This is a genomic window from Pseudomonas massiliensis, assembly GCF_000826105.1.
Taxonomy (GTDB): Bacteria; Pseudomonadota; Gammaproteobacteria; order Pseudomonadales; family Pseudomonadaceae; genus Aquipseudomonas; species Aquipseudomonas massiliensis.
The window spans coordinates 381702-408151 of record NZ_CCYK01000004.1; the positions used below are offsets into that span (position 1 = coordinate 381702).

At 59.6% G+C, this 26450-nt stretch carries 17 protein-coding genes and 2 pseudogenes; 7 read left to right on the top strand and 12 right to left on the bottom strand.

The window, feature by feature from the left end:
- Nucleotides 1–8 precede the first annotated feature (8 nt).
- Both BN1188_RS03080 and BN1188_RS03085 read left to right on the top strand, forming a co-directional pair.
- Nucleotides 9–1418 (top strand): hypothetical protein, encoded by a 1410-nt coding sequence (locus tag BN1188_RS03080; RefSeq protein ID WP_040259890.1) that lies wholly within the window; start codon nucleotides 9–11, stop codon nucleotides 1416–1418.
- 1045 nt (nucleotides 1419–2463) lie between these two features.
- On the top strand, nucleotides 2464–5010 hold the full coding sequence (locus BN1188_RS03085; RefSeq protein WP_040259776.1) for a glycosyl hydrolase family 28-related protein: 2547 nt from the start codon (nucleotides 2464–2466) through the stop codon (nucleotides 5008–5010).
- Nucleotides 5011–5093: 83 nt separating this feature from the next.
- Here BN1188_RS03085 and BN1188_RS22085 read toward each other — a convergent pair whose 3' ends face one another.
- Nucleotides 5094–8039 (bottom strand): calcium-binding protein, encoded by a 2946-nt coding sequence (locus tag BN1188_RS22085; RefSeq protein ID WP_052469132.1) that lies wholly within the window; start codon nucleotides 8037–8039, stop codon nucleotides 5094–5096.
- Between the two features lie 313 nt (nucleotides 8040–8352).
- Entirely contained in the window at nucleotides 8353–9726 is a 1374-nt protein-coding gene (locus BN1188_RS03095; RefSeq protein WP_040259777.1) for an IS1182 family transposase, read from the bottom strand.
- 307 nt (nucleotides 9727–10033) lie between these two features.
- On the opposite strand from BN1188_RS03095, the gene BN1188_RS03100 reads away from it, so the two are divergent.
- The 4 genes and pseudogenes from BN1188_RS03100 to BN1188_RS21875 form a co-directional block, all read left to right on the top strand.
- Entirely contained in the window at nucleotides 10034–10615 is a 582-nt protein-coding gene (locus BN1188_RS03100; protein ID WP_052469133.1) for a tyrosine-type recombinase/integrase, read from the top strand.
- Nucleotides 10605–10775 (top strand): AbrB/MazE/SpoVT family DNA-binding domain-containing protein, encoded by a 171-nt coding sequence (locus BN1188_RS21865; RefSeq protein ID WP_084596141.1) that lies wholly within the window; start codon nucleotides 10605–10607, stop codon nucleotides 10773–10775. The genes BN1188_RS03100 and BN1188_RS21865 overlap by 11 nt, the downstream gene beginning before the upstream one ends.
- Nucleotides 10772–11181: pseudogene (locus BN1188_RS21870) on the top strand (type II toxin-antitoxin system VapC family toxin); the annotation flags it as partial. The gene BN1188_RS21865 and the pseudogene BN1188_RS21870, both read left to right, overlap by 4 nt.
- Nucleotides 11182–11196: 15 nt before the next feature.
- Nucleotides 11197–11422 (top strand): annotated as a pseudogene (locus BN1188_RS21875) (antirestriction protein ArdR); the annotation flags it as partial.
- Between the two features lie 312 nt (nucleotides 11423–11734).
- Here BN1188_RS21875 and BN1188_RS03120 read toward each other — a convergent pair.
- The 4 genes from BN1188_RS03120 to BN1188_RS03135 form a co-directional block, all read right to left on the bottom strand.
- Entirely contained in the window at nucleotides 11735–13651 is a 1917-nt protein-coding gene (locus tag BN1188_RS03120; RefSeq protein ID WP_148485239.1) for an ATP-binding protein, read from the bottom strand.
- Nucleotides 13652–14051: 400 nt separating this feature from the next.
- Entirely contained in the window at nucleotides 14052–14432 is a 381-nt protein-coding gene (locus BN1188_RS03125; RefSeq protein ID WP_040259780.1) for a hypothetical protein, read from the bottom strand.
- Nucleotides 14433–14604: 172 nt separating this feature from the next.
- On the bottom strand, nucleotides 14605–15975 hold the full coding sequence (locus tag BN1188_RS03130) for a histidine kinase sensor domain-containing protein (protein WP_040259782.1): 1371 nt from the start codon (nucleotides 15973–15975) through the stop codon (nucleotides 14605–14607).
- Nucleotides 15972–16664 (bottom strand): response regulator transcription factor, encoded by a 693-nt coding sequence (locus BN1188_RS03135; protein ID WP_040259783.1) that lies wholly within the window; start codon nucleotides 16662–16664, stop codon nucleotides 15972–15974. The genes BN1188_RS03130 and BN1188_RS03135 overlap by 4 nt, the downstream gene beginning before the upstream one ends.
- A gap of 362 nt (nucleotides 16665–17026) precedes the next feature.
- Here BN1188_RS03135 and BN1188_RS03140 point away from each other — a divergent pair, with 362 nt between their 5' ends.
- Nucleotides 17027–19279 carry a FepA family TonB-dependent siderophore receptor gene (locus BN1188_RS03140; RefSeq protein ID WP_084596142.1) on the top strand — a complete coding sequence of 751 codons (2253 nt, stop codon included), beginning with the start codon at nucleotides 17027–17029 and terminating at the stop codon, nucleotides 19277–19279.
- A gap of 63 nt (nucleotides 19280–19342) precedes the next feature.
- On the opposite strand, the gene BN1188_RS03145 is transcribed toward BN1188_RS03140, so the two are convergent.
- The 6 genes from BN1188_RS03145 to BN1188_RS03170 form a co-directional block, all read right to left on the bottom strand.
- Nucleotides 19343–20488 carry a Fic family protein gene (locus tag BN1188_RS03145; protein ID WP_040259896.1) on the bottom strand — a complete coding sequence of 382 codons (1146 nt, stop codon included), beginning with the start codon at nucleotides 20486–20488 and terminating at the stop codon, nucleotides 19343–19345.
- A gap of 202 nt (nucleotides 20489–20690) precedes the next feature.
- Complete coding sequence (ycaC, locus tag BN1188_RS03150) at nucleotides 20691–21314, bottom strand: isochorismate family cysteine hydrolase YcaC (protein ID WP_040259784.1); 624 nt, start codon at nucleotides 21312–21314, stop codon at nucleotides 20691–20693.
- A 246-nt stretch (nucleotides 21315–21560) separates the two neighbouring features.
- Nucleotides 21561–23549, bottom strand: a complete 1989-nt coding sequence (locus BN1188_RS03155) for a M10 family metallopeptidase C-terminal domain-containing protein (RefSeq protein ID WP_052469135.1) — start codon at nucleotides 23547–23549, stop codon at nucleotides 21561–21563.
- 131 nt (nucleotides 23550–23680) lie between these two features.
- Nucleotides 23681–24382 carry a GntR family transcriptional regulator gene (locus tag BN1188_RS03160; protein ID WP_084596143.1) on the bottom strand — a complete coding sequence of 234 codons (702 nt, stop codon included), beginning with the start codon at nucleotides 24380–24382 and terminating at the stop codon, nucleotides 23681–23683.
- Between the two features lie 88 nt (nucleotides 24383–24470).
- Entirely contained in the window at nucleotides 24471–25499 is a 1029-nt protein-coding gene (locus BN1188_RS03165; RefSeq protein WP_040259786.1) for a proline racemase family protein, read from the bottom strand.
- 66 nt (nucleotides 25500–25565) lie between these two features.
- Nucleotides 25566–26441, bottom strand: coding sequence for a dihydrodipicolinate synthase family protein (locus tag BN1188_RS03170; protein WP_040259788.1), 876 nt, complete (start codon nucleotides 26439–26441; stop codon nucleotides 25566–25568).
- Between the last annotated feature and the right edge of the window lie 9 nt (nucleotides 26442–26450).

Below are 26450 nucleotides of genomic sequence, written 5' to 3' on the forward strand. Positions count from 1 at the left end.
CTACCCCACTGCGTGGCCCCTGGGCGCTCCTGCTCCTGGCCCTCGCCATTACGGCCAGCTTCCTGGCCTCCAGCGGGCCGGTACAGTGGATGGACAATGGCATGTTCCTGGCGGACGCCTCCATCGGCCGCTACTTCAGCGAAACCCTCGGTCCTCTCGACCACCCGCTCTATCAATTCTTCAATACGGCGGTGTTCGAGCTGTTCGGTACCCAGGTGTTGAGCCTGCTCAATTCCATCCTGTTGCTGCCCCTGGCCGCGTCGCTGTATTGGCTGGCAGTGAACCTGGGCGCCCAGCGCAACCTGGCTATGCTCGGCGCCGCCGTGGCCGTGCTAGCCCATGCGGTGTTCTGGGTGTCCACCAAGGCCGAGGTGTATCTGTTCCATGCCCTCTTCGTAATCGCCGCCTATGCCCTTTACTTCGAGCGCCGCGGCAGCCTGGGCGCAGTGAGCAAGCTGCTGTTGATCGGCCTGTTCACCGGCATGGCGGCCAGCATCCATCAGCTGACTTTCATTGTGCTGTTGCCCCTGTATCTGCGCCTGCTGATGGAACAGCGGACACGCCTGCTGCTGACGCTACCGGCCTTTGCCCTAGGCTTCGCCACTGCCTACCCGGCCATGTTCAATGACTTGGATTCAGGCCTTTCCCTGTTCCAGATCGCCCGTCACTATCTCACCGGCGCCACGCCCTTCGAAAGCAATCCCAACTGGGAAGGCAGCATGCTGCGCTTCGACACTATGTGGCATGAGAAAAACTCCGTGGCCTTGCTGTGCCTGTCTCTGTTGGGGCCACAACTGCTCGGGCTGTTGTGCTACCCCAAGGACAGCCGCCTGCGCCTGGTATGGTGGGCGCTGTTGCTCGATTTCATTTTCGCCGCGTCCTATAACGTGAACGACCGCTTCACTTTCTTCCTGCCCGGCGCCTGCTTCGCCGCCATCCTGGGCGTGCTGTGCCTGCGTCAGTGGCTGGGGAATTCACGCTTGGCCAGCTCGGTGCTTCTGGCTTCGGTGTTCTGCTCCCCAGCGGCGCTGCTGTTCATGTGGATGCTCTATTGCGCCGGCCTCGTGCCCCTGCCCGTACATGCCGAAGCGCTGCCCTATCGCAACGACATCCACTATTTCATGGTGCCCTACCTGCGCGACCGCTCCGCCGAAGACTTCGCCCGCTACTACGAAACCTCGGCACCAGCCGGTGCGCTCATCGTCAGCGACTGGACACCCATGGGCGCGCTGCGCTCGGCCCAGGCCGCCGGTGCGTTGCAAGGACGCAGCTTCGAGTCCTGTGACAATGCCAGGGATTTGAGTACGTACCTGAAAGGGGCCGGTGCGTTCCTGCCGCGCATGAGTTACTGCGACAGCCTTACCATGCGTTACAAGTTGGAGAAACTGGTGGTGGGGTACCAACTATCAAGTAAATGAGGCCGAGGCGGGGCCAGACTGCGTGAGGCTTCATTCAACGTCGTTTCGATTGTTGCTGGGACTGAGCCCCTATCGCGGCGTCTTCGATACTGCCGACGATGACTTGCAACAGCACAGAGGCCTTTTCCAACCCATGCATAGAGTCGCTGCCTGAATAGTCAGGGAACCAGGGACGTGCATGGTGAAGACTCCGTGTGCATTCTAGAGCTGCCACGCGTCGTCGCCAAACAAAGGGTGGCAGCTGTACGCAGGTTGGCGAACCGGGACACACGGAACCCGGCAGACAAGCTTGTCTCCCGCGAACAGCCGCCATGACTCGAACTGCGCATACAAAAAGTGTCGGCAGCGGAAATGGGCGCTGTTGCGCCGTGTAGTCTTCAGGTCGCCAAACCTGGTCGCCGTATTTGCAGCGACGGGCGAACCATAGCGGCTACCAAGACGCGGCGCAAGCACAGGCCTCTACGGGTTAGTAGCATTAAAAGGGGGCTAGGTAAGCGCAGCTTTCACGCCAGGTTGGGCGGAGCCTTATGCCGCTTGAAGCGAAACGTCGGTATGACTCGGGGTGGGGTTGCTATCGATCCAGGCTGTGTGAAAACCCTAACTGAAAAATTAGGAAGGCGTCTCTATGCAAAATCTGCAGCTTAGGAAGTGGTAAGTAGACTCAGATTTCGCGTAGGAGCGCGGTTTTGAGGTTTTCAACTGTCTTCGCTTTCAAAAACGTTTTCAGACAGCCTGGACCCATAGCAGCCCTTTGAGGAGGAGCGGCATCGACAAGGAAAAGCAACCGACCTGGTAGCACAGGCCAGAGGACGAGCCAGCCTGGTCACCACCAAGGTTGGCCGATGCGCATGCACCGAAGCTGGAGGCCGGTCTTCAAGCGAGGCAGTGCAAGACAGGCTTTGTCGCTGCATGAGGAGCACTCGTTACTTTCTTATTTTAAAGACCGGCCTGACCGCACTCCCGCCAGACCCCTTAAATTCTTTGTCTATTCTCAGGTCGATTCAAGCACTGTGCACTGGACAGTCCCAAATCAAGGAACAACCTGATGGCCACCATTTTCAATGTCAAAGACTACGGCGCTGTCGGCAATAGCCGCGCCGATGACACCCAGGCGCTGCAAGCGGCAATCGATGCTGCAGCGGCGGCCGGTGGCGGTACGGTGTACATACCCGATGGCAGATACAAAGTAAGTACCCAGTCCCCTGGCACGGTGCTAGTGCTCAAGGATAACGTCAACCTGCAAGGGCAAAGCCGTTCAGTGACAATAGAGCTGGATGAAAAGACCTCAGCCGGCGATATCGACGGCATCATTCATATCAGTGGCACCAATACCAGCGCCCAGGACATCAGAGTGGAGGGCCCTACCCCCTATAACGGCGAAGTCAGTGCCTGGTCCATCGGTGATGGAATAAAGGTGATCCTCGACCGTATCAGCGCCAGCGGCGTTACCGGGTTCGGTATAGACCTGCGCGCAGAGGGCAGTCAGGTTCAGCTCACTAATTCGAGGTCCGACTTCAACGACGGGGGCGGTATCGTCGCCGCGGGGCTCGTGAACAGTATCTTGAGCGACACCTCGGTTTCAGACAACGGTGGAACCGGGCTGGACGTGACCGGCCCGCTGACTGTCCAAGACATGCACATCTTCAACAACAGCGGTCACGGCATTGTCGTCCAGGGCGACGACCAAGGGCGAGCCGCGACGCTGGTGGCAGGCAATTCCAACAGTAACTCAGGCGCAGGGGTGCTGGTCGAAAATGCCCAAGGGGCTTTGATTGACCATATGTGGGTTGACGATAGTGGAGGCTCGGGGATCGTTGTTAAAAACTCCAACAATACCAAGATCCTCTCCAGCGAGATCGACAGCAATGTCCAGTACGGGACCGGGCCAGAAATCCTGCTCGAGGAAAGTACCGGCACCCTGGTGCAGGGCAACACCATCGGCGATCAGACCAAGCCCGAGGCGGGGCATTCTACCTATGGGGTTGAAGAGCGCGGGCATAGCGACGCAAGCCTGATCGTCGATAATTTCATCACCGGTACTTCCGACGGCGAGGTCAAGGTGCTCGGCGCAACCACCCGCGCAGCCAATACTGCGGTAGTAATGACCACCTTCGGCACCGCTGGCGATGATACGATTTCGCATTATCAGGCGACATACGACACCCTGGTGTACGGTGGCGGTGGGCGGGATACCCTTATTGGCGGAACCGGAGACGACACCCTGATAGGTGGCGCAGGGGCGGACCTGATGTCGGGCTACGAGGGTAATGATACCTTCCGTTTCACCCGCATCAGCGATAGCTACAGCACCGCCACGGCAAGCTTTGCCGACACCATCACCCGCTTCGATGTCAGCCGCGACAGCATTGATGTCACCAGCATTGGCTTCAAGGGCTTGGGCGACGGGCATCACGGCACCCTGGCACTTACGTACAGTGCCTACGACAATCTGACCTACCTAAGAAGCCTTGATGCCAACGCCCATGGGCAAGCCTTTGAGTTGATCCTGGACGGGAATTATCAAGATAGCCTGACCAATGACAACTTCCTTGCATTGGTAAAGGGTACCGGTGGGGATGACATGCTGCATGGCACCGCCGGTGGGCCCGATACGCTGGTGGGCGGGGATGGCGCAGACTCGCTTTACGGCCGCGGTAGCGCCGATCGCCTGGTTGGAGGCGGGGGCGCTGATCGCCTGGCCGGGGGCGCTGGTGCCGATACCTTCGCCTATACCCGCACTAGCGATAGCCAGGTGGATGCCGCCGGCAGGGACCAGGGGCGCGACCTGATCTTGGATTTCAAAAGCTCGGAACATGACCAGCTTGACCTCACCGCCCTGGGCTTCACCGGCTTGGGTGATGGCTACGGTACGACGCTCAAGCTCTCCTACGACCCCGGCGCCAACGTCACTCGGCTGAGCTCGCTTGAGCTGGACGAAGCAGGTAACCGCTTCCAGATCGCTTTCGCGGGTGACCGCCTGCTGGACCTGGGCACGAATACCCTACAGTTTGCAGTGGCCGACCAGCTCAGGGTCATGTCGTTGTTCGATAACGATTACGTCGATATCACTGGAACCTCGAAAAGCGACACGCTGACCGGGTCAGCAGGCGACGAGCATATATATGCGCTGGCGGGCAACGATGTGGTGAAAGGGGGCGCAGCCCAGGACACCTTGGTGGGCGGATCTGGCGTGGACCGGCTGACAGGAGGCACCGGTAATGACTACTTCGTTTTCCAGAACGTCGAAGACAGCTATCGCACTGCCGACCGTAGCTACAGCGATGTGATTACGGACTTCGGGCAAGGCTATGATTATCTCGATGTGCGCGCCTTGGGCTTTACCGCCCAAGGTAACGGCCTCGACCACACGTTGAAGATCGATTACAACGAAGCACTTGATCGCACCTATGTGCGTAGTCTTGAAGACGATGATCAAGGCCGATACTTCCAGATAACCGTGAAGGGCAATCACTTGGCCGACTTCCAAAATGGCGACGGGATATCTTTTGCCCCGGTTGGCACGGCCTTCGCCTCCACGCCGGTTGAGCCGTTAGGTGTCGCCACCACATCCGCCGATCACGCCTTGGATTGATTGAATCCATACCCTGACGCGCTCGCCACACAATGGGGGCATGGCAGGGTATGGAGCGCAGCAGTGTTCGCACGCAGTACCGATCACGCCGCCAGCTCATGCTCACTCCGCGGCGTGACGCCTACGAGGGCTACCTCCACGGGCGCGCCTTCGGTCGTTGCCAAGTCGCTGGCCACCGGCGCGTGCATCGTACTGGCCGCGAACACGAAGTTACGGTGTGCCAGGCCAGTAACGTCCCCTTCGAGGGCCAGCTCAAAGGTGTGGCCCTGGGCATCTGCTTCCAAGCTGCGTACATAGGTACGGTCCGAGCCTTCGTTATAGATCACCTTGAGGGTGCCCTTGGTGCCATCCCCCAAACCTGTGTAGCCCAGCGCGGCAACGTCCAGCGTGTCCTTGCTCAGCTCAAAATGGCTGATAAGGTCTGCCTGCCCTCGGTAGGTATCGCTGGCGTTCTCGAAGCGGAAGGTATCTTTGGCCGTGCTGCCAATCAAGTGGTCGGCTCCGCCGCTTCCCACCAAAACGGTGTTTTCGCCTGGGTTGTAGAGCACGTCATACGCCTGGCTGCCCGTCAGAGTGTTATAGAGGCTGCCTGTAGCAGGCCCATCGGCAAAGATGAACTGATCCGCATCACTGCCTACGGCGGACGCGAGGCGCCCTGCATAGTCCAGGTTCAACACGAAGCGACCGTCGTAAAAGTCAGATTCGTAGGATTGCACCACTACATGGCCTACAGCGGCGTCGTACCCGTAATGGAGGGTGTTATTGTAGCCATCCCCCAACCCGGTAAACCCTAGAGCTGAGACGTCGATCAGGTCGCCTTTGCCGTAGGCGAAGTGGGTGATCAGGTCAACCTCCTTATAATCCTCCCTCTCATTGGCGTGACTGTCGGTCAGGTTGCTGTACAGGTACGTGTCCCTGCCACTGACACCGTGCAGCTGGTCGGCACCTGAACCGCCAATGAACACGTTGCCTACGGCTTTGCTACCGTACAGTTCATCCGCCCCTCCACCGCCATCGAGTACGTATTGCTTGGTAGAAGCGCTGTAATCGAGGGTGTCATTGCTCCCAGTGCCTGTGCCCCGAAGCACGAAGTTGCTGGTGCCCAGGCTGGCACTCACATCACCTTTGATACGCACCTCGAAGTAATAGCCGTCGTAGCTGGCCTCCATGGAGCGGACGTAGGTTAGGTTCCGGCCTGCGTCATAGCTCACCGCTACGTCACCGTTATAGCCATCGCCCACCCGCTGAAGCCCCAAAGCCGTGAGGTCCAGGCGCGAGGAGGTGTTCCAGTCTGTGATCAGGTCGGAATGGGACACCCCATTGATCCCATAGCTGTCGTACACCGATTTGAATACGTAGGTGTCAGCCTGGCCGCCGCCGGTGAGGGTGTCTACTCCAGAACCGCCTTCTTGCACGTCTCGCCCGGTACCACCATGCAACACATCGTTGCCTGCATCGCCATACAGGTAATTGGATGCGGTGTTCCTCGCGGTGATGGTGTCGGCAGCCGCGGTGCCTTCCCAGTAGGCTTGGCCCCGAGGCCCGGCCTGAGGGGTAATCTGTGGATGAGTCACAGCGGTAATCAGGTTGGCGTTGGTGAGGCTGGTGGCCAGGTTACCGTCAAATGCCAGCTCGAAGCGGGTGCCGTCGCGTTGCAGCTCATAGTTACGCAGCAGCGTTAGGTCGTTCGCCGGGTCATAGATGATTTTCAGCGTGTCGTGATTGCCGCTGCCCAAACCGGTAAAGCCGGCTGCGGATACATCTAGCAGGTCCTGGCTGACGTCGAAATTGAAGACTGTGTCTTCTTGCACGTCGGGATCCAGTGGATTTATGAAGGCCGCGCGTTTGCCCTCTGTGCTGTCATGGCGGTCCAGATACACGAAGGTGTCGGCACCGGCACCGCCGTAAAGATCATCGCCATCGTCATAGCCAATCAGACGTGCCCCTTCGCTGCCTGCCAGGAGTTCGTCGCTCCCTCCGTCCGAGCCGCTGACTGTGTTGTACCGTGCAGCCGTTGGGGTGCTGCCTGCGAAGTAGAACAGGCCTTTGTCCACTTCAGTGGCCGGATAACCGTCCCGGTACCAACCGTCCAGGTAGAAATGCATCAGGAAGCGGTTGCCTTGGGCATCGGCTTCCAAAGACTCGGCCACGTAATAGCCATGAAGCTGGTCATAGCTGAACTTGAGTGTGCCATTGTAGCCATCGCCCAGCCCGGTAAAGCCTAGAGCGGACACGTCTATGACGTCACGGCCGCTGAGGACGGACCAGATATGGTCGACCCGCGCCGCTCCGGTTTCGTCGTTGACGAAGCTATCGGACACCGCTTTGTAGAGGAAGGTATTCTGAGCGCCGTCGTCCCAGTGGGCGGCAAGATAAATCGTATCGGCGCCCCCGCCGCCATAAAAAGTATTGGTGCTATCCTGGTCACCGCCGTCAGACAGTTTGTCATTGCCTGGACCGCCATTGATGACGTACGAGCCCTTAGAGGGTCGATCATCAAACTTGTAATCCTCGGAGGTCGCATCCACCTGCAGAATGAAATTGTCCTCGGTCAGGGGGTGGCTTAGCTTCCCCTGCAGGCGGACTTCGAAATAGTTGCCGTCGCTGTTGGCCGCTGTAGCGCGCACAAAGGTGATGTCGCTTGCTGTGTTGTAAGTGATGTCCAACTCAGCAAGCTTCAATCCCAGCGCGGTCAGGTCCAGGCGGTCCGTGGCGCGCCAGTCGGTGATCAGGTCGGAATGCGATCCCTGGGCATTGCCATAGCTGTCGCTGAGGGCGGTAAACACGAAGTTGTCTCGGCTGGCGCCACCGGTCAAGGTGTCCACGCCGGCGCCACCGACCAACACGTCAAAGTTACTGCTCGCAACCAAGGCATCCGCCCCGGCGCCTCCTTGAAGGTACACAGGCGATGTGCCGCGAATAGCCAGGTCATCACCGGCGCTTGTACCTTCATAGGCGGTGTAAAGGCCACGGCTTTTGACAGCAATGTCACCTTGTACAGCGGCTGCGGCGCCCTTCGGAATGCTCATGGGTAGTCCTTGTCGAGTAGGAGACAGGCGCCGACGACGGACTGGAGCCAAGTGTATTCAGCGGATCAGACAGTTGCCAGGAGATACCGTTCTGACTTGAGCCCCTAAGGCTGTCGCTGACCCACGCCGCAGTTAGGGAGTGACTGCTTCGGGTCGATTCTGTTGAAAAAGTCGGATTTCAGTTCGCTTGAACTCAGGCACGGCCACCACCGGAGAACCTACTCACCACATTGAGTGGTTTCTCGGCCCTTCGTTGACCTTTACTGCTCGGTTATTGGGTTAGTTTGAGGTTTTTTGCTTCGTGCAGGCGCACCTATCCCGTAACTGGCGGACCTTGAGATTTAAGTTTGGCCAGCCGTCGCAGGTTCTGCACCGCAGCGGCCAGCGTGAACTCATCGGTCGCGCCACTCATGCCACGTAGTCGCAAGCGATCCAATTTCAGGATGCGCTTGAGGTGGGCAAACAACATTTCGACCTTCTTACGTTCGTGGCGAGAGCGCACGTACTCCGGCGTCGCTGCGATGCGCCGAGCCACATCACGCGCGGCTTCATGGACGCTGCGGGCAATCTTGCGAATCGAAGTGTTCGGGCAGCACTTGGCTTTCATCGGACAGGCCGCGCAGTCGGTCTGCCTGGATCGGAAGATGATGGTGTTGGCTTTGGTGACGTGCGAACGCCCGTTCTTGAAGGCACGCCATTCGCTGCGTAATACGTTGCCGGCCGGGCAGCGGTATTCCTCAGTCTCTTCATTCCAGTGGAAATCGTTGCTCGAGAAACTGTCGTTCTTGCGCTCGGTTTTGTCCCATACCGGCACATGCGGCTCGATGTCTTTTTCCTCCACCATCCAGGCCAGCATCGGCGCGGTACCGTAAGCGGTGTCGCCAATGAGGCGTTCCGGCTTGATGTCGAACTGCGCTTCGACCCGATCGATCATCGTCTTGGTGCTCTCGACTTCTGCGGTTCGATGAGCCGGTGTGGGTTCCACATCCATGATCACGCCGTGCTCGGTATCGATCAGATAATTCGTAGAGTAAGCGTAGAAAGCTGGGCCGCCCGGTGCAGCCGTCCAGCGGGCTTGAGGATCCGTCAGCGATAGGCGTTTCGGTAGCGTTTCGGCCAGGGCCTCCTCATCGAGGGCTTCAAGGTACTCACGCACGGCGCGGGTGCTCAGGGACGGATCGCTCCAGTTGACCGGTTCATCACCCGGTACGCCGCGCTGCCGACTCGCATCTGCTTTGATGATGCTGGCGTCCACGGCAAAGCCTTCGCCCTTGACCAGGCCTGCGTCCATGCAGCGACGCAGCACTTCATTGAACAACCAGCGAAACAGATCGCTGTCCCGGAAACGGCCATGTCGATTTTTGGAAAACGTCGAGTGATTGGGTACTTCATCTTCAAGGCTCAACCGGCAGAACCAGCGATACGCCAGGTTCAAATGGGCCTCTTCGCACAACCGCCGCTCTGAGCGAATGCCGTAGCAATAGCCCACGATCAGCATGCGGATCATCAGTTCAGGATCAATCGACGGGCGCCCAATCGGGCTATAGAAATCGGCGAGGTAATGGCGCAGATCGCTCAGATCGAGACACTGATCAATGCTGCGCAGAAGGTGATTGGCTGGGATGTGATCTTCAAGGTTGAACGAGTAAAACAGTCGCTCCTGCCCACTCGATAACTGTCCCATCATGTTGCGTGCTTCCCTGCTGGCCAATGCAGATATTTTGCCGCAGGCCAGACAGGGGAGCTACTTTTTCAACAGAATCGGTCGATAGCTGTCCCTGGCCAGCCTCGGTTTTGTCATTTTCCGTGAACAGCCCGGTACGCGGGCCTGTAAGCTATTCAGGAGGAGGCCCGCTGGCAACTCTCGCAGGATCGTCCGCGATTCGTCACCAATCCTGACAGAGAGCCCCATGACTACACCTGTCCGCCGCGCAACATCCCTTCGCGCTGGTCAACTCAAACACTTAATTCGCGTTGCCGGTATAACCGGGCGTATGCCTGAGCGTGACGTGCTTTTGCTATGGCTGAACCACACCACCGGCATTCGAGTCACCGAGCTGGCCTTGCTGGAGGTCGCAGACGTGCTTTATCCCAGCGGAGCCATCAGGCTGGAGGTGTATCTACGTGCAGACATCACTAAGGGCTGCCGACCGCGCAATGTGTACCTGACCCACGCTCGATGCCTTGCCGCTCTGGACGGCTGGATCGCGGTTCGCTTGCGGCGCCGCTGGAGCCTTTCCAGCACAGACGAATACCGGGGCCTGCGCCCAGGTTCAAAGCTGGTCACCACGCACAAGGGCCAAGCCTTTGAACTGGCGTTCAAGAACCGCGAGCTTGCCAGTGCGCCAGAGGTGTACCGGGCGTGTGATTCGCTCCAGCAGACCATCAGCAGGCAGGCCGGCATCAAGCAGGGGTCGTCGCACGGCGGCAGACGCTCCCTAGCGGCCAAGGTGTTGGTCGCAACCGGAGATGTGGCGACGGATCAGACCATTCTTGGCCATCAGCACCTGGATCACAGCAAGCCCTATTCAAGCGAAGAATCAAGCCGTTCGGTTACCCACCGACATGGCCTATGAAGGCGTCGGTGAGCTTGAGATTTCGCGGGAAGGTGACGTGATCACTCTGCGACCTGCGCGTCCATCCTGGTCATCTTTCTCTGACTTGTCGAAGGCAGATGCTGAGTTTCTGCAAGAGCGCCCCGCTGTGGTCGGCGATGAAGGCAGGTTCAATCTGTGACCACCTACATGCTGATACCTGCCTCTGCTCATTCATCATGCGTGAACACCCGGAAGCAGTGATCAAACGCTTGGCTACCGAAGTTGAGCAGGGCAAGCGGATTGTTATTTCGGCCATCACCTGCGCAGAAATGCGCTATGGCCAGATCGGGAAGAAGGCCTCGGCCAAGCACAAGATGCTGGTGGATGAGTTTGTGAAACGGCTGGATGCCGTGGTGTCGTGGGATCAACGAGCAATCGATGCCATCGTTGAGGTCATGCGTGTGTTGGTCAAAGCAGGCACACCCATTGGCCCTAACGACACGGCTATTGCGGGCCATGCAATCGCTATCGGCTGTACGCTGGTGACCAACGACGTGCGTGAATTTGGCCGTGTTCCTGGCCTTGTTTACGAAGACTGGGTTCAAGAAGAAGTCGTGACCATGGCACAACTGATCGAGGGGCTACGCTCGACCGTGGCGAGCAGGCAACCAAGAACGCCGTGAAGGTGTCGTTTTGGTATGGAACGGCGGGGTGTACGGCTGGAAGGATGAGCTACGCGACCTGGCCTGCGAGTGCCCAAGTGCGTATGCCGTAGACAAGGCCGGGCTGATCTTCAAGGCCGAGGGCGGCGACGATTACAACGGTGCAAAAGCGTGGGTCGCGGTAGTACTGCTGGCTTCGCAAGCGTGCCGTTCGGATCGATGGCAGCGAGGTTTGGTGGCAGAGCGAGCTCCTGAATCTGCGTTGCGACACCGGCTTGGGGCATATCAAGGTGAGTATGAGGTGAGCCCGAACCGACTGCGATTCCCCCGCAACTGGCCAAGCCTGTTCCGAGACTGACACGACCACGGAAAGCAGGGGCGATTCACTTTCTCAGAAAGAACATTCACCCCATCCATCTTGTGGCGGGCGCGTTGATCATTCCTGGCGTTACGGGTTTGAGCACGGGTTGACCGGCTTGCTATGCGCGCCGAGGCATCAGCCCAGAAGCCTCACCACGGCCTGCTTGAACTCACCGATTGAAAATGGCTTGGGCAGCAACTGCATCTGGCTTTCACCAAAGCCATTCACTGGCGTAGCGGTTTCCGAAAAGCCTGAGATAAACAGCACCTTGGCCGTGGGGTGCGCTTCAAGGGTGGCCGAGGCGACTTCGTCTCCACTGATGCCACCGGGCAAGGCAATGTCCGTCACCAACAGCTCAAGGTCCCTGGTTTCCTGTAGCCGCTGCATGGCCTGGGCGCCGGTTTCGCTCTTGATCACGGTATGGCCCATGTCTTCCAACGCCTGGGCCACCAGGTCGCGGATGGCGCCTTCGTCGTCAAGCACCAACACCGAGCCGCGTGGGGCGGTGCTTTCCATCACCGAGGCTGAGGGCTCGGCCGAGCTGCCCGCGTCGAACGCCCCCTGATGAAGCGGCAGGAAAAGGCTTACCGCGGTGCCTTCGCCCGGCACGGACTCGATGTGTACATCACCGGATGATTGCCGAGCGAAGCCATAGACCATGGATAAGCCAAGCCCCGTGCCTGATCCCAGGGGCTTGGTGGTGAAAAAGGGGTCGAAAGCGCGTTCCAGTACCTTGCTGGACATGCCGGTGCCGGTGTCCGATACCCGTATCTGTACATAGTCCCCGGCGGGCCGGGCAGGCAGCGCCTGTGCTGGCTGCTGGGTGATTCGAAGCACCTCAACGCGCAGGCGTCCGCCCTTGGGCATGGCGTCTCGGGCATTGATGCAAAGGTTGAGCACGGCATTTTCAAGCTGGTGGCCGTCGCAGAAGCAGAGAAGGTGCTCTTCCGGGGTAAGCACTTCGAACTCGATACGTGGGGTCAGAGTCCGGGCGATCAGCTCTTTCATCCCGCGAATCTGCTTGATCGGGTCTACCACATGACCGGCCAACGGTTGTCGGCGGGCGAAGGCCAGCAGCCGATGGGTGAGAGAGGCGGCGCGGGTGGAGGCGCTTTTGGCCAGCACCAGGTAGCGCGGCAGCTCGGAGAACCTGCCTTGGTCGAGGCGGCTTTCGAACATGTCCAGGCTGCCGGTGATCACGGTCAGCAGGTTGTTGAAGTCGTGGGCCAAGCCGCCGGTGAGTTGGCCGATGGCGTCCATCTTCTGGCTTTGCTGTAGCTGGGAGCGAACTTCATCCAGGGCCTCCTGGCGGGCTTTCTGCAAGGTGACATCCCGGGCTACAGCAAAGTAGCGCCCGTGTCGCTGGGCGATGCGCCAGTTCAGGTGCAGCAATTCACCATTGGCGCGTTCGCCTTGGGTATCGAGCTCGGCAATGGGCTGTTCGCGCAAGCGCTGCAAGGCCTCGGTGACCTGTTCGGACGTAATGAAGCGATAGAACCCGCCATGCTTGAGCTCTTGCTCGCTACATCCCGTTCGGGCCGGCCAGGCCGGGTTCATGGCCAGCAGCTCGCCGCTTTCGGAAAGGGTACAGATCAGATCGGGAGAGACGTTCCAGATGCCGTCGCGCTCCTGGGTGCGTCGCTCGACTTCTTCCTCCAGGTGCTGGTTCATGCTGTGCACGGAAATCAGGGTGCGTCGTAGAAAAGCGCACACCACGGCCATGGCCAGTGTCACCAGGCCGAAACTGGAGCTGTTCAGCCAGGTCGTCAAATTGTCGGAAGAAAAACCGATAGGCCCGGTGAAAAAAAATTGCGCTGACAGTACAGCCAGGACACAACCCACTAGGGAGGGCCCGACGCCAAACCAGAAGCCGATGATCATCAGTCCGGGAATGAAGAACAGATAAGGTAGCGCCGTCGCAGGAAGCTGCGCGCGCAGGATGCAGCACAGTACGACGATGGCCACGGCCCCTGCGTAGCGAACCGGCCGTTTGAAGCAGGACTGGGCCATGCGGGTCAGCAGAGAAGGAATATGTGCGAAGTAACGACTCAACCAGTACTCCCAGCCGCCTAGCGGTACGCCGACATGCAGTGAACCAGGCGCAACGCCAGTGGTGCCAACACCGTTGTTCGCGCGCGAAAATACAACGATCCAGCGGTACGCCAAAAAGCGAGGCGCTCAGCGACTGCTCATTGTGCTGTATTGAAAGCACGAAGCTGATGACAGGCGCTTGCACCACACCGAGTTAGCACCCGCGTAGGCGCTAGTAGGCCTGGGCGCTGATGGAACAACCCGGGCGCCTGCCCAATGATCGCTCATCCAGCCAGGAGGGCGCTAGCATATGGCAGTGATGCCGCGCGCGGCGCAATCAGCCTTGCCTGCCTGAAAACGCCAAAACCAGGCGGTTATCCAACACCCAACCTAACAGGCAAACCGATGGATATCGCAGGTATCAGCCACGACCGCCCAGGGCCTTGATCAGTTCGGCCTTGGTCATGGTCGAGCGGCCCTTGATATCTTGGCTTCGCGCTTCCTTGAGCAGGCTCTCCTTGCTCTGGGTTTCCAGGGAGGCACCGGAATTGCGGGAATGCCCCTCGCGGGTTTTCGCTGCACGCTTGGCCGAATCCGAACGGGCGGTTTTCTTCTCGCCGGAAGGCGTTTTACTGCCCGAGCCGCCGCTACGCTCGCCGCCACCGGACTGCTTGTTCACCGTGGCCCAGGCCCGCGCTTCGGCCTGGCCTTCAGACATGCCTTTGCGCTCGTAGCTCTCCTCGATGTGCTCGGCCTTGCGTTTCTGCTTGTCGGTATATTTGTCCTTGTCCCCACGTGGCATTGTGGTTCTCCCGGTTGTGTACCTATAGCTATTGAAGCCGAGCGGGGCGCGAAGTGCCGCCGGTCTGGACCAATGGTTGTCCCTTGGGCTCGGTCTTGCAGGCGCGGACGGCACACCCTCGCTAGCACATTGAAGGGCGCATGTTGACGCCAAGCCCGGAACATAGGGCTTTTCAGGACCTACGGGCAGCGTCTCCAGCATCGAATTTGCGCAACCGCAGGTTCATACGCAGGCCATGAAGATGATTTTCCGCCCACATCTCTCCGCCCTGTAAGCGAACCATGCTTCTGGCGATGGCTAGGCCCAGGCCAAAACCATCGCCGCCAGGGCGGTCCGTATGGAGCCGCACGAAGGGCTCGAAAATAGTTTCAAGGGAGGCTTGCGCAATACCTGGGCCATCGTCATCCACCCACAGATGCCAATACGTATTGCAGGCGGCGCCGCCTAACCGGATGTGCCCATCGGCCGGTGAGTAGCGAATGGCATTGCGGACAACGTTTTCCAACGCTTGGACGATACCGTTCAGGTGCGCACTGATGATGCATGGGCCAGGCAGGCTCATGATAAACCGGTCCGCCTCCCAGCCACTTTCGAAACATGCGTTTTCCGTGATCAGTTCCCATACCCGCTCGACATCGATCGGTTCGAGCGGCAAGCGTGGGCGTTCAGTATCCAGCCAAACCAACTCCAATGTGTTATCTACGAGATGACGCATGGCCGTGATTTCTTTGTCGAGCCTCTGCCTTAAGGAGGCTTCATCCAGCTCGTTTTCATTGGCGATCTGGAGGCGGCTCAATGGCGTTCGTAATTCATGAGAAAGGCAGCGCAGGAGGTTGCGCTGGAAGGCAACCGTTTCGGCCAAGCGATCAGCCATATGGTTGAATGCCCTGCCCAGATCGCCCAGTTCATCTTTGCGCATCGTAATGGAAGGTTCGATACGGCGGTCCAGATCGTTCGCGCGAAGCGCATTGGCCTGATCCTGCAACGAGGCCAGGGGGGTGATGAGCATCCTGTAGAGCGAAACTCCCAACACCAGAGCGAGCAAGGAAGGTACCAGGCCATGCAACAGAAACTGTGACCATGGGTTGAAGGCGGAAGGAAACATGCGGGCAGGCAATTGGAGAATCAGTTGGCCATTTACCGGAGGGGCCAAGCCAACGCTCACGTAGGGCATTTGTGGCGAGCGTCGACTCATGGGCATGTCCAGGCCACGGACAAACGTCAGGTTATGTGCCTCCTCAGCGGTCAAGGAGCGGCTCCCCAAAGGACGTAGATCGTTTCCTACCACTATTGCCCATACGCTTTCTCGGCTGGAGAAGTCCCGTAGCCATCGATCGATGCCAGCCTGGCCCTGGCTGAGCCAGGCCCTGCGAGCCTCCCTGCCATAATCTCGAAGCTCGGCTTGCGCCGGCGCAGATAGCCGATAGACCTGTTGTTCTACCTGATAGCCCCATGAACGCCCGACCCAGACGACTATCAGGCACAAGCTCACCAGAAAACCCGACAGCTTCCAAAGCAAGGAATGCCGGCCAGGTACCTTCACGAAGCCGTATCCAAGAGTATGTAGCCTTCTCCCCAGACCGTATCTATACGCCCAGGCCAGCCGATAGCCGCGAGTTTGCGTCGCACGTGGCTGATGTGAAGATCAAGAACCCGATCCTGGCGGGCATACGGGCGGTGAAGTACATGTTGGTAGAGGTGGGCCTTGCTCAACACTTTGCCAGGGTACCTTTGCATGGCTTGGAGCAAGCGAAGTTCTATCGGAGTAAGGTCGGCCGAGGAATGATCCGCCTGGGTGTCAGGTTGGGCTGCATCTGGCGCCGGATTGGTCCGCTGAGTTTGCGCTCGTTCATAGGTCACCCGACGTAGCAGAGCATCGACCCGAACATCCAGCTCCTTGATGCTGAAGGGTTTGGGCAGGTAGTCGTCGGCACCCTGGCTGAAGCCTGTGATGCGGTCTTGCTCTGCGCCCAAGGCTGACATCAGGATTACCGGTACCCGGCACCGCTGCCTAAGGGCTTCGAGGAGCTCCAGGCCGTTCCCGCCAGGGAGCATGATGTCCATGAGAACCAGGTCTACGTTGTCCGCGCAGGCAAGTTCGAGAAACCCTTCGACGTCGAGTTTGACAACAGTGTCGAATCCTCGTCGGCAAAAGTGTTGATGAAGGTGACTCGCCAGCATCGGATCGTCTTCGATTGCAACGATCCGCTTGCGAGCATCAAGGTAGGGCATAGAAAGACTTTAAGATGTGATCAATTCGCATTTGCATCGAAAATCTACTGTGTATGGTCTTTCGCTGCAAGGTTTGCCTTCAATGTTTGCTCCTGTGCCCAGCGCGCGCATTGAGTCACTGCAAAGGACGAAGACGACAGCGCGTAATTGAAGCCCCCCAAATCAAGCGCTAACTTGGTCCGGGTCGTAACGAATGACGAAGCAGGAAAGGGGGTTGAGTAACATAACCGATACGCTCGGTAAAATTTGTAAATGATCTTTAATCACATTCGATATTGATTATCATCTGCGCCGACCGGGCTGCCTCGTGGCCCAGATGCGCCGACGTTTTCGGCGGGTTTGACGCATTCGGATATCGCATTGTGAATTTGTTTTTTTCCAAATCACCATTGGCCTTAGCCCTGCTGGCTGCCGCTTTGCCTACCGCCTTGGCCGCTGCACAGACGCCAACCGATCCCTCGGTTTCGCAGGCAGGGACCAGCAGCGAGGTATTGCTGGACCCAACACTTGTCACTGCTGAGCAAGAGCTGAAACAAGCTCCCGGGGTCTCGGTGATTACCGCCGAAGATATTCGTAAGGCGCCGCCTGTAAATGATCTTTCCGACATCATTCGGAAAATGCCCGGGGTCAACCTCACGGGCAACAGCGCCAGCGGGGTTCGTGGCAACAACCGCCAGATCGATATCCGAGGAATGGGCCCGGAGAATACGCTGATCCTGGTGGATGGATTGCCAGTGACTTCGCGCAACTCCATTCGTTATGGGCGTACCGGTGATCGAGACACCCGAGGCGATACCAATTGGGTACCCGCCGAGCAAGTGGAGCGCATCGAGGTGATCCGCGGCCCAGCGGCGGCTCGCTATGGTAATGGCGCGGCGGGCGGGGTGGTGAACATCATCACCAAGGCGCCGACCAAGGAAACCCATGGCACTTTCAGCGTGTATACCAGCATGCCCAAGGACAGTGACGAGGGCGCTACCAAGAGGGCGAACTTTGGTCTCAGTGGGCCTCTGACCGATCGTCTTTCCTACCGCATGTACGGCAATCTGAGCAAGACCGACCGCGACAGCAGTGATATCAATGAGGGCCATGAAGCCGAAGGCGAGGCTGCGGCGGCTGGCGCTGAAGGCGTGCGCAATGCTGATTTCAACGGTCGGCTCACTTGGAAACTCGACGATCGTCAGAGCCTGGACATGGACGCGGCCTTTAGCCGCCAGGGCAACATTTACGCCGGCGACACCCAATACAACTACGATCTACAGAGCAACCCCAAGGCTGCCAGTGCCAGCCCTTGGGTGGGGCGGGAAACCAACAAGTTGTACCGGCAGAATTTTGCGCTTACCCATAACGGCGACTGGGACTTCGGCACCAGCAAATTCTTCGTACAGTACGAACACACCCGCAACCGGAGGCTCGACGAAGGCCTGACCGGGGGAGTTGAAGGGACTATCAATTCCACCGACTTTTCGACCAGCGATCTGAAGAGTTACCTTGCTCACGGCGAATTCAACCTGCCGTTGGCCACCACTTTCGAGCAAACCCTGACAGTGGGCGGCGAATGGAACCGTCAAGAGCTCGATGACCCCGCTTCGACCAGCCAGGCACTATCCTCGGGCAGCTATTGGAGTGGTAGCACAGGCAGTGACAGCATCGCTGGCGTTCCGTCCGGAACCCGAAGCAGCGCAACCGGGGCTACCATCGGCTCACTCTTCCTCGAAGATAACCTGGAGCCGTGGGCCGGCACGGTACTTACGCCTGGGCTGCGAATGGATCAGCACAGTGACTTCGGTGTCAACTGGTCGCCAAGCTTCAACCTGTCGCAGCGGCTGACCGAGGACTTCACCCTCAAGGCGGGTATCGCCCGTGCTTTCAAGGCGCCTAACCTCTATCAGCTCAACCCCAACTACCTATTGCTCAGTTCCGGTAATGGTTGCCCGGTAGGCAGCAGCGGCAGCTGCTATATCCTTGGCAATGAAGACTTGAAGGCTGAGACCAGTGTAAACAAAGAGCTGGGTATCGAATTCAAGCGCGACGGCTATATCGCCGGACTGACCTTTTTCCGCAACGATTACCACAACAAAGTGGTCGCCGGTACCGATGTGCTCGGTTATTCCTCGGCCGGCAACATGATTCTCAAATGGGTCAATGCCAAGAAAGCGGTCACTCAAGGGCTCGAGGCCAACCTGACCGTGCCGGTAACCGACTCGGTAACCTGGACCACAAATGCCACCTACATGATGAAAAACGAGGATCTGGACACCGGCAACGTGCTGTCGATGATCCCCAAATATACCGTCAACAGCATGTTGGACTGGCAGGCCACGGAAAAACTCTCTACTCAGCTGAGCGTGACAAGCTACGGCCGGCAGAAGCCACCGACGACTGGTACCACCAAGGTAGATGCTGCCGGCGTAGTCACGGACGAAGTGGGTAGCTACAGCCTGGTGAATCTGAATATGAGTTATCAGCTAACCAAGAACCTTCGAGTAGGCGGGGGTGTCACCAACCTGTTCGACAAGAAGCTGTACCGTGCTGGTAACTCGAACTCTGCTGGCGCGGCGACCTATAACCAACATGGGCAGGCCCTGTACTTTACGACCACCGCATCGTTTTAGCCGCGGGCTGGTGACTTTCCAAGGGTAGGCGTCGAGCCGCCAGGCTCGACCAGGCCTTTGCTGTCAGTCACCCGCATGGCTGCGATGTTCGAACCCTGGCCCAGCTATTTGGTAGCGCGTACTCCGCCCCCCACCCGGCAGTCGCTCCAGGCATCCTTTGCTCAGCAGATCGGCCAAATGCCGGGTGGCCGTCGCCTTCGAGACCTTCGCTACTGCCTGATACTGGGCCGCGCTGATGCCGTTTTCGAAGCCCCGCTCGCCGCCATCCAGCAGTCGGTTTAGCACTTTGACCTGCTCCGGCGATAGCTCGCTGCCACGGTGGGCCTGCCAGAATCGCGCCTTGGCGACTACCCGGTCGATACGGGCAAGGGCAGCTTGCTGGCTGCGCAATAGCGTGTGCAAGAACCATTGTAGCCAGGGCGTGATGTCCAGGCTGCCTCGCTGAGAGGTTTCCAAGATGCGGTAGTAGCCGGCGCGGTCGTCGAGGATGCAGGCAGACATCGCATAAAGACGGATGCCTTCGTTGTCGGCTTGCGCCAAGGCCAGGTCGGTCAGGGCGCGGGTGAGGCGGCCGTTGCCGTCATCGAAGGGGTGGAGCGTCACGAACCAGAAGTGAGCGATACCGGCGCGTAGCAATGGGTCAAGGGCGGCGTCTTCACGGCTGCTAGCGAACCAGGTCAGGAATTCGGCCAACTGCTGTTCTAGGCCCTGGCGAGGTGGGGCTTGGAAGTGGACAGTGGGTTGGTCAAGGCGACCCGATACTACCTGCATCGGATAAGGCCCCCGGAGTTCGCCGATGCGGATTGGCTCCGCCATTAGCGAGGTTTCCATGGGGAACAACCAGCGATGCCAGCGAAACAGCCGCTCCTGTGTCAAGGCCTGGTCGTAGTTGCCGGTGGCGTCCATCAACAGTTCGGCCAACCCCTCGCTGCGCGGACTGGGCTGCCCGGTATCGGCCACGCCGAGCCGACGGGCGAGGGAAGAGCGCACGGAGCCGACGTTGAGCTGTTCTCCTTCGATGGCCGAGGAGGTCACGATATTCTGCAGAAGGGCGTTCAGTTGCTGTTGTCTGTCCGCTGCCCCTTCCACGCTCCCGGCCAGGCCGAGCAAGCGGCCTTGCGCCTGGGCACATGCCCTGAGCTGAGGCGCAAGTGCGTCAGCGTTCCAAGTAAAGGCCGGCCATGCCTTGTGTTGCCAGATCCAGAGCATGGCTCGAGCCCGCATAGACAAAGATGAGCCGAATAATAGCGCTATTCGGCTCATTTAGTGAGCCGAATAGGGTGTTGATTCGGCTCATGGCATGATGATTAAGAGTAGAGGGGCGCGTCCTGCCCTTGGGCTTGGCTTGCGCTTTCGCCAGCTTCGTTGGCCTCCACAGCCCCGTCATGTCGAGGCTGTGAGCCGCTCGCGATCAGCCCTTGGCCGTCAGGGCCGAATAGCTGTTCATCAGGTTGCGGTAGTTGGGGATGCGCTGGGACAGCAGGTTGCCCAGGCCTTCGATATCGTTGCGCCAGTCGCGATGCAGTTCACAGGCGACACTGAACCAGTTCATCAACTGCGCGCCGGCGGCGGTCATGCGTGCCCAGGACGCTTGTTGCACGGTTTCATTGAAGGTGCCGGAGGCATCAGTGACCACGAACACATCGAAGCCTTCCGCCAGGGCAGAGAGGGTGGGGAAGGCCACGCACACATCGGTGACCACACCGGCGATGATCAGCTGCTTGCGGCCGGTGGCCTTGATCGCCTTGACGAAGTCTTCGTTATCCCACGCATTGATTTGGCCGGGGCGGGGAATGTAGGGCGCGTCCGGGAACATTTCTTTCAGTTCCGGCACCAGTGGGCCGTTGGGGCCTTGCTCGAAGCTGGTGGTCAGGATGGTGGGCAGACCAAAGAACTTGCCGCAGTCGGCCAGGGCCAGCACGTTGTTCTTGAACTCGTTGGGCGAAAAATCCTGCACCAGGGAAATCAGGCCGGTCTGGTGGTCGACCAGCAGCAGTACGGCGTCGTTCTTGTCCAGGCGCTTGTAGGTAGTCATGTCAGTATTCCTTTGATCGAGAGTGATGGGGATGTGCGCTAGCGGTGGTGTTAGCCAGTGGCCGCTGCATGTGAGGTACTTTAGGGATTGGCTTGGAAAGGAACAATTAGGCAAAAAAGGGAAGTACTGATTCTAATAAAGGGACAATTGGCGCGCAGGTAGGCTTGGCTGTTTCGCCAGCTTCGCTGGCGCCGACAACGCTGGCGAAGGCGGCGGTCAGAGCCGATTCGCCAGCGTCACAGGTACCTAAGCCTGTTCCAAAGCAGCGCTGCCCAGCAATTCGAGCGAGGCGTTGTCCATGATATGGAAGATGAAGTCTGTACTCGCCAGGTCGGCGTGGTTGCCGGCAAGCGTCACCTCGAAGCGCTGGCCTTGGGCATCGGCGTCGTAGCTTTTGATGTAGGTGCGGCTGCCGTCGGCGCTGACCTGAATGGCCAGGGTGCCGTCGCGGCCGTTGCCCAGGCCGGTGAACTCCAGCGCGGAGAGGTCAAGACGGTCCTGGCCGGTGGTAAAGTCAGTGATCAGGTCGCTATGCCCAGTTGTGGTGGTACGGTAGCTGTCCGTGAGGCTGGTGAAGCGGAACAGGTCATCGCCGCTGCCGCCAGTGAGGGTGTCGCGCCCGGCGCCGCCCAATAGCACATCATCGCCCGCGCCGCCGTTGAGGCGGTCGTTGCCGGAGAGGCCATTGAGCACTTCACTGACGGCGGTGCCATCAAGGGTGTCGGCGCTGGCGCTGCCTTCGAGGCTCAAGGGGCTGAACAACACATTGTCCTGATCGAGCAGGTCTTCATAGAGGCCGTTGAGGGTGATCTGGAAACGCTGGCCTTCGGCGTCCGCGTCGTAGCTTTTCAGGTAGGTGCGCCCGGTACTGTCACTTTGCACGATGGCCAAGGTGCCGTCATGGCCGTTGCCGAAACCGGTGAAACCGAGGGCGGAAAGGTCCAGGCGGTCCAGGCTGGCGTTGAAGTCCAGGATGGCGTCCGCGAAAGAGGTACTGGCCGAGCGGTAGCTGTCGCTGAGGCTGGTATAGCGGATCACGTCCGCGCCTTCGCCGCTGATAATGGTTTCCGCACCGCGTCCGCCATCGATCAGGTCGTTCCCTGCGTAGCCGATGATGTTTTCGCGCACGTCACCACCCATGATCACATCGTCGCCACTAGTGCCGATCAGGTCCTCGAACCCGTTGATCAGAGTGCCGAAGCTACGGTCCAGGCTGCCATCGGCATTGAGCCGCAGCACGCCGTAGTTCTCCTCGGCGCTACCTGCCAGCACGATCTTGCCGTCGGCTTGCAGGGCAATGGAGTGTACGGTGTCATTGCCCTCGGCCAGGGAGAAGGTTGCCTTGCCGTCGCCGCTGAAGGCCTTGTCCAGGCTGCCGTCTGGGTTGAGGCGCAGGATGCCGAAATCCGTGCCGAAGTTTTCGGTATCGCTATTGCCCGCCAGGAGAATCTTGCCGTCGGGTTGTACCGCTACCGTAAAGGCCGCGTCCCAGCCGGGAGACACGCTGTAGCTGACATGGCCGTTGGCGCCGAAGGTGGTGTCGAGGCTGCCATCGGCGTTGTAGCGGTACAGCTGGAATTCGCCGTCGGCGCTGCCAGGTAGCAGGATCTTGCCGTCTGCCTGCAACGCCACGGCGTAGTCGAAATTGCCCGTGTCATTGTCGGGTTCGGCGAACTGGACGATGCCCGTGCCGTTGAAGCTGGTGTCCAGGCTGCCGTCCGGGTTCAGGCGGGCCACGGTGTGCAGGCTGTCGTTGCGCCCGCTCACCAGCAGTTTGCCATCGGCCAGCATGGTCGTGCCGGTGTTGGAATAGCTGATGTCCGAGTCTATGCGAGTGACGCCGCCCTGGCCGAAAGTCTGGTCCAGGCTGCCGTCGGTGTTATAGCGGCTGACAAGAAAGTCGATGCTGCCGTCTTGATAACCGGCGCGAGTCACCAGGAGCTTGCCGTTGCCTTGGATGGCGAGGCTGTATTCATCGCCGAGCATCACTTCGTCGGCGATCACCAACTTGCCGCCATCGGCGAAGGCGGTGTCCAGGGTGCCATTGCTGTTGAGGCGCACCACGGCGTATTCATATAGCTCGCCGAAGTTATGGGTGAACCCGCCCACCCAGAACTTGCCGTCCGACTGGATGGCGACGCTGCGGCCGGGATCGTTTTCGCCGTTGATGTCTATCTGGATATTGCCAGTGGCGGAGCGGACAACCCGCACGCCATCGGAGCTTGTGGAGGTCATGGCCTACAGTCCTTTGCTCGAGGAAAAGGGCCCGCATTCGCCGCCAGGAGGCACTGCATGGGTGCTGCGGTGCTTCCAAGCTAGCCGGGTTTGGCGAATTTTCCAGCGCGGCGGCGCCTTCGAGCCACTGGCTAGATAGAGATAGAAGCCGTCAGGTTCTGGTGCATGTATTCAAGGAAGCGGCGTTGGAACAGCATGGTGTGTTCATGGGCGGCCTTCTCCGCGGCATCGGCGTCGCGGGCGGCGATGAAGCCGATGATCTCGTCATGGTCACGACCGAGGCGATGGGTACTGGCGGAGCTGATTACATGGTCGAAATGCAGGTGCAGCAGTCGTTGCCCTTCGCCGAGCAGGCGTTCATAGGCGCTGACCAGGTAAGGGTTTCGCCCGGCCTGGGCAATAGCCAGGTGAAAACGCTTGTTGAGTTCGGACATGGCCTGGAAATCCCCGGAGGTCACGGCTTCCAGGTAAGCGTCGTCGGCCCTGCGGATGGCGAGCAGGTCCTCAGGACGGTGCTGGGTCGCGGCCAGGCGGGAGACCGCCCGTTGCAGCAGGTCCAGGGCCGAGATGTAGTTGGGAAAGTTCTCTATCTCAAAGGGCGTCACCAGGGTGGTGCGGTTGGGCAGTATGGTCACCAGGCCTTCGGCGGTCAGCCGTGCCAGGGCATCGCGCACCGGCGAGCGAGACAGGCCGAATTGCGCGGCCAGGGAGATTTCGTCCAGTTGCTCACCAGGCTTGAGCTTGAGGGTGAGGATCTGCTTGCGCAGCTCGTCATAGATATAGCGGCCCCCATGACGGCGCACGCCGGTGTCCAGCTCTTTCTTCTCAGCCATGTTCAGGTCTCTGTGGGGTAGCCAGCATGATACATGGCACCCCGGTTGGCTTTCATCTGCCGCGGCCAGGCGGCCGCGCCCTCACCGGCTAAGCGTTGAAACCCGAGCCCCAGGTGTCGCTGAGCATGAAGCCTTCGCAGAGCGGATCTTGCGGATCCAGGCCGAGCTGCTGCAAACCGTAGAGCCAGGCGCGGCCGGTGATGCGTGGCAGCACCGCAGGTTTGCGCCCAACCTCCGCACGGCCCAGGAAACCCACCTGGAACTGCCCACCGATGGTGGATTGGGACACCAACTGGTCGCCTACCTCGGCCAGACCACGGGCTGCCAGGGTCGCCAGGTTGGCCGAGCTGCCTGTGCCACAGGGGGAACGGTCCACCCGGCCTGGCGGCAGCGTGGTGCAGGTCTGGTAGGTATGGTGGTCCAGGCGATGGCGGAACATCACATAGGCCACTTCGTTGACCGAAGGCAACAGCGGGTGCTGCAGGCTCACTTGACGATTGATCACTTCCTTGAGCGCGACGCCTGTCTCGGCCAGCTGGCGAGCATGTTCAGGGGCGATGCTCAGCCCCACCTGTTCCACGTCGATCAAGGCGTAATACACCCCGCCGAAGGCGATATCCACCTTGAGGATGCCGTGGTCCGGGGTTTCGATGGGAAAGTCCAAGTGCTCGACGAAGGCTGGCACCATGTCCAGGGAGACACTCTGGCAGCGGCCGTCCATGCACAGGGCCCGGGCGGTGACCAGGCCGGCGGGGGTGTCCAGCACCACCGTGGTTTCCGGTTCGTGCATGGGCAGCATGCCCAGTTCCAGCAGGGCGGTGACCACGCACACGCAGTTGCTGCCAGACATGGGATGGGCCTTGTCGGCCTGCAGCACGATGAAGCCAGCATCGGCTTCTGGCCGGGTAGGCGGCAGTAGCAGGTTCACAGACATCTGCAGGCAGCCTCGGGGCTCCAGGGTCACTAGCCGACGCAGGCTGTCGTCCACCTCGTTGATGTAGTTCATCTTGTCCAGCATGGTGTCGCCGGGGATGCCCAGCACACCGCCAGTAATGACCTTGCCGATTTCACCTTCGCAGTGAACCTCGGCCAATTGCAGGGTTTTTTTCCAGCGCATGATGATGCCTTATCGATAGGGCCGCTCCGGTGCGAGCGTACACGGCAGCGGCGCAATGGGAGGCCGTCAGCCCTGGCACGCCTCGAACACGCGGCGGAACTCTACCTTCTCTTCTTCGGTGAGCGGCAATAGCGGTGCCCGCGCGTTGCCGACCTTGAAGCCGGCCAGCTCGGTCCCGTACTTTACCTTCTGCACGAACTTGCCGCTTTCTAGGTTGGCCATCACGGGGAACATCGTACGCATGATCTCCTGAGCGCCACGGATATCACCGCCAGTGAAGGTGCGATGGAAGGCCACTACCTTTTCCGGGAAAATGTTGGCTGGCCCACAGATCCAGCTGTCCGCGCCCCAAAGGTAGAAGTCCAGGGCCTGATCGTCGGAGCCGCAGGAAAGCTGCAGCCCTTTATATTGCTCGCCGATCTCGATGGCGCGCAGCAGGTTGCCGCTGCTTTCCTTGATTCCCAGCACACGCGGGTGCTCATGCAGCGCGGCGATCACATCCATGCCCACTTCCACATTGGTGCGGATGGGGTAGTTGTACAGCACCACATTGATGTCCGGGAAGGTGTCCAGGATGGTCTGGTAATGGGCCAGCAGCTCGGCCTGTGAAGGCAGGGCGTAATAGGGCGGGGCGATCAGCAGGTTGGTGTAGCCCGCGTCCACAGTCTGGCTTACCTGTTCCAGCACTTCACGCGTGCAGGAGCCGTTGGCGCCGGCGATCAGTGTGCCGCGTCCGCCAACCACTTCCTTCACAGTAGCGAGGATCTGCCGCCGCTCATCGTTGGCCAGTGCATAGTATTCACCTGTGGAGCCCAGCGGAACGAAACCGCTGACGCCCGCGGCCAGCTGGGTTTCCAGGATAGACGCCAGGGTGTCGTGATCGACCTTGCCAGCAGCGTTGAAAGGGGTGACGAGGGCGGGCAGGATGCCATTCAATTTCACGGTGTCTCT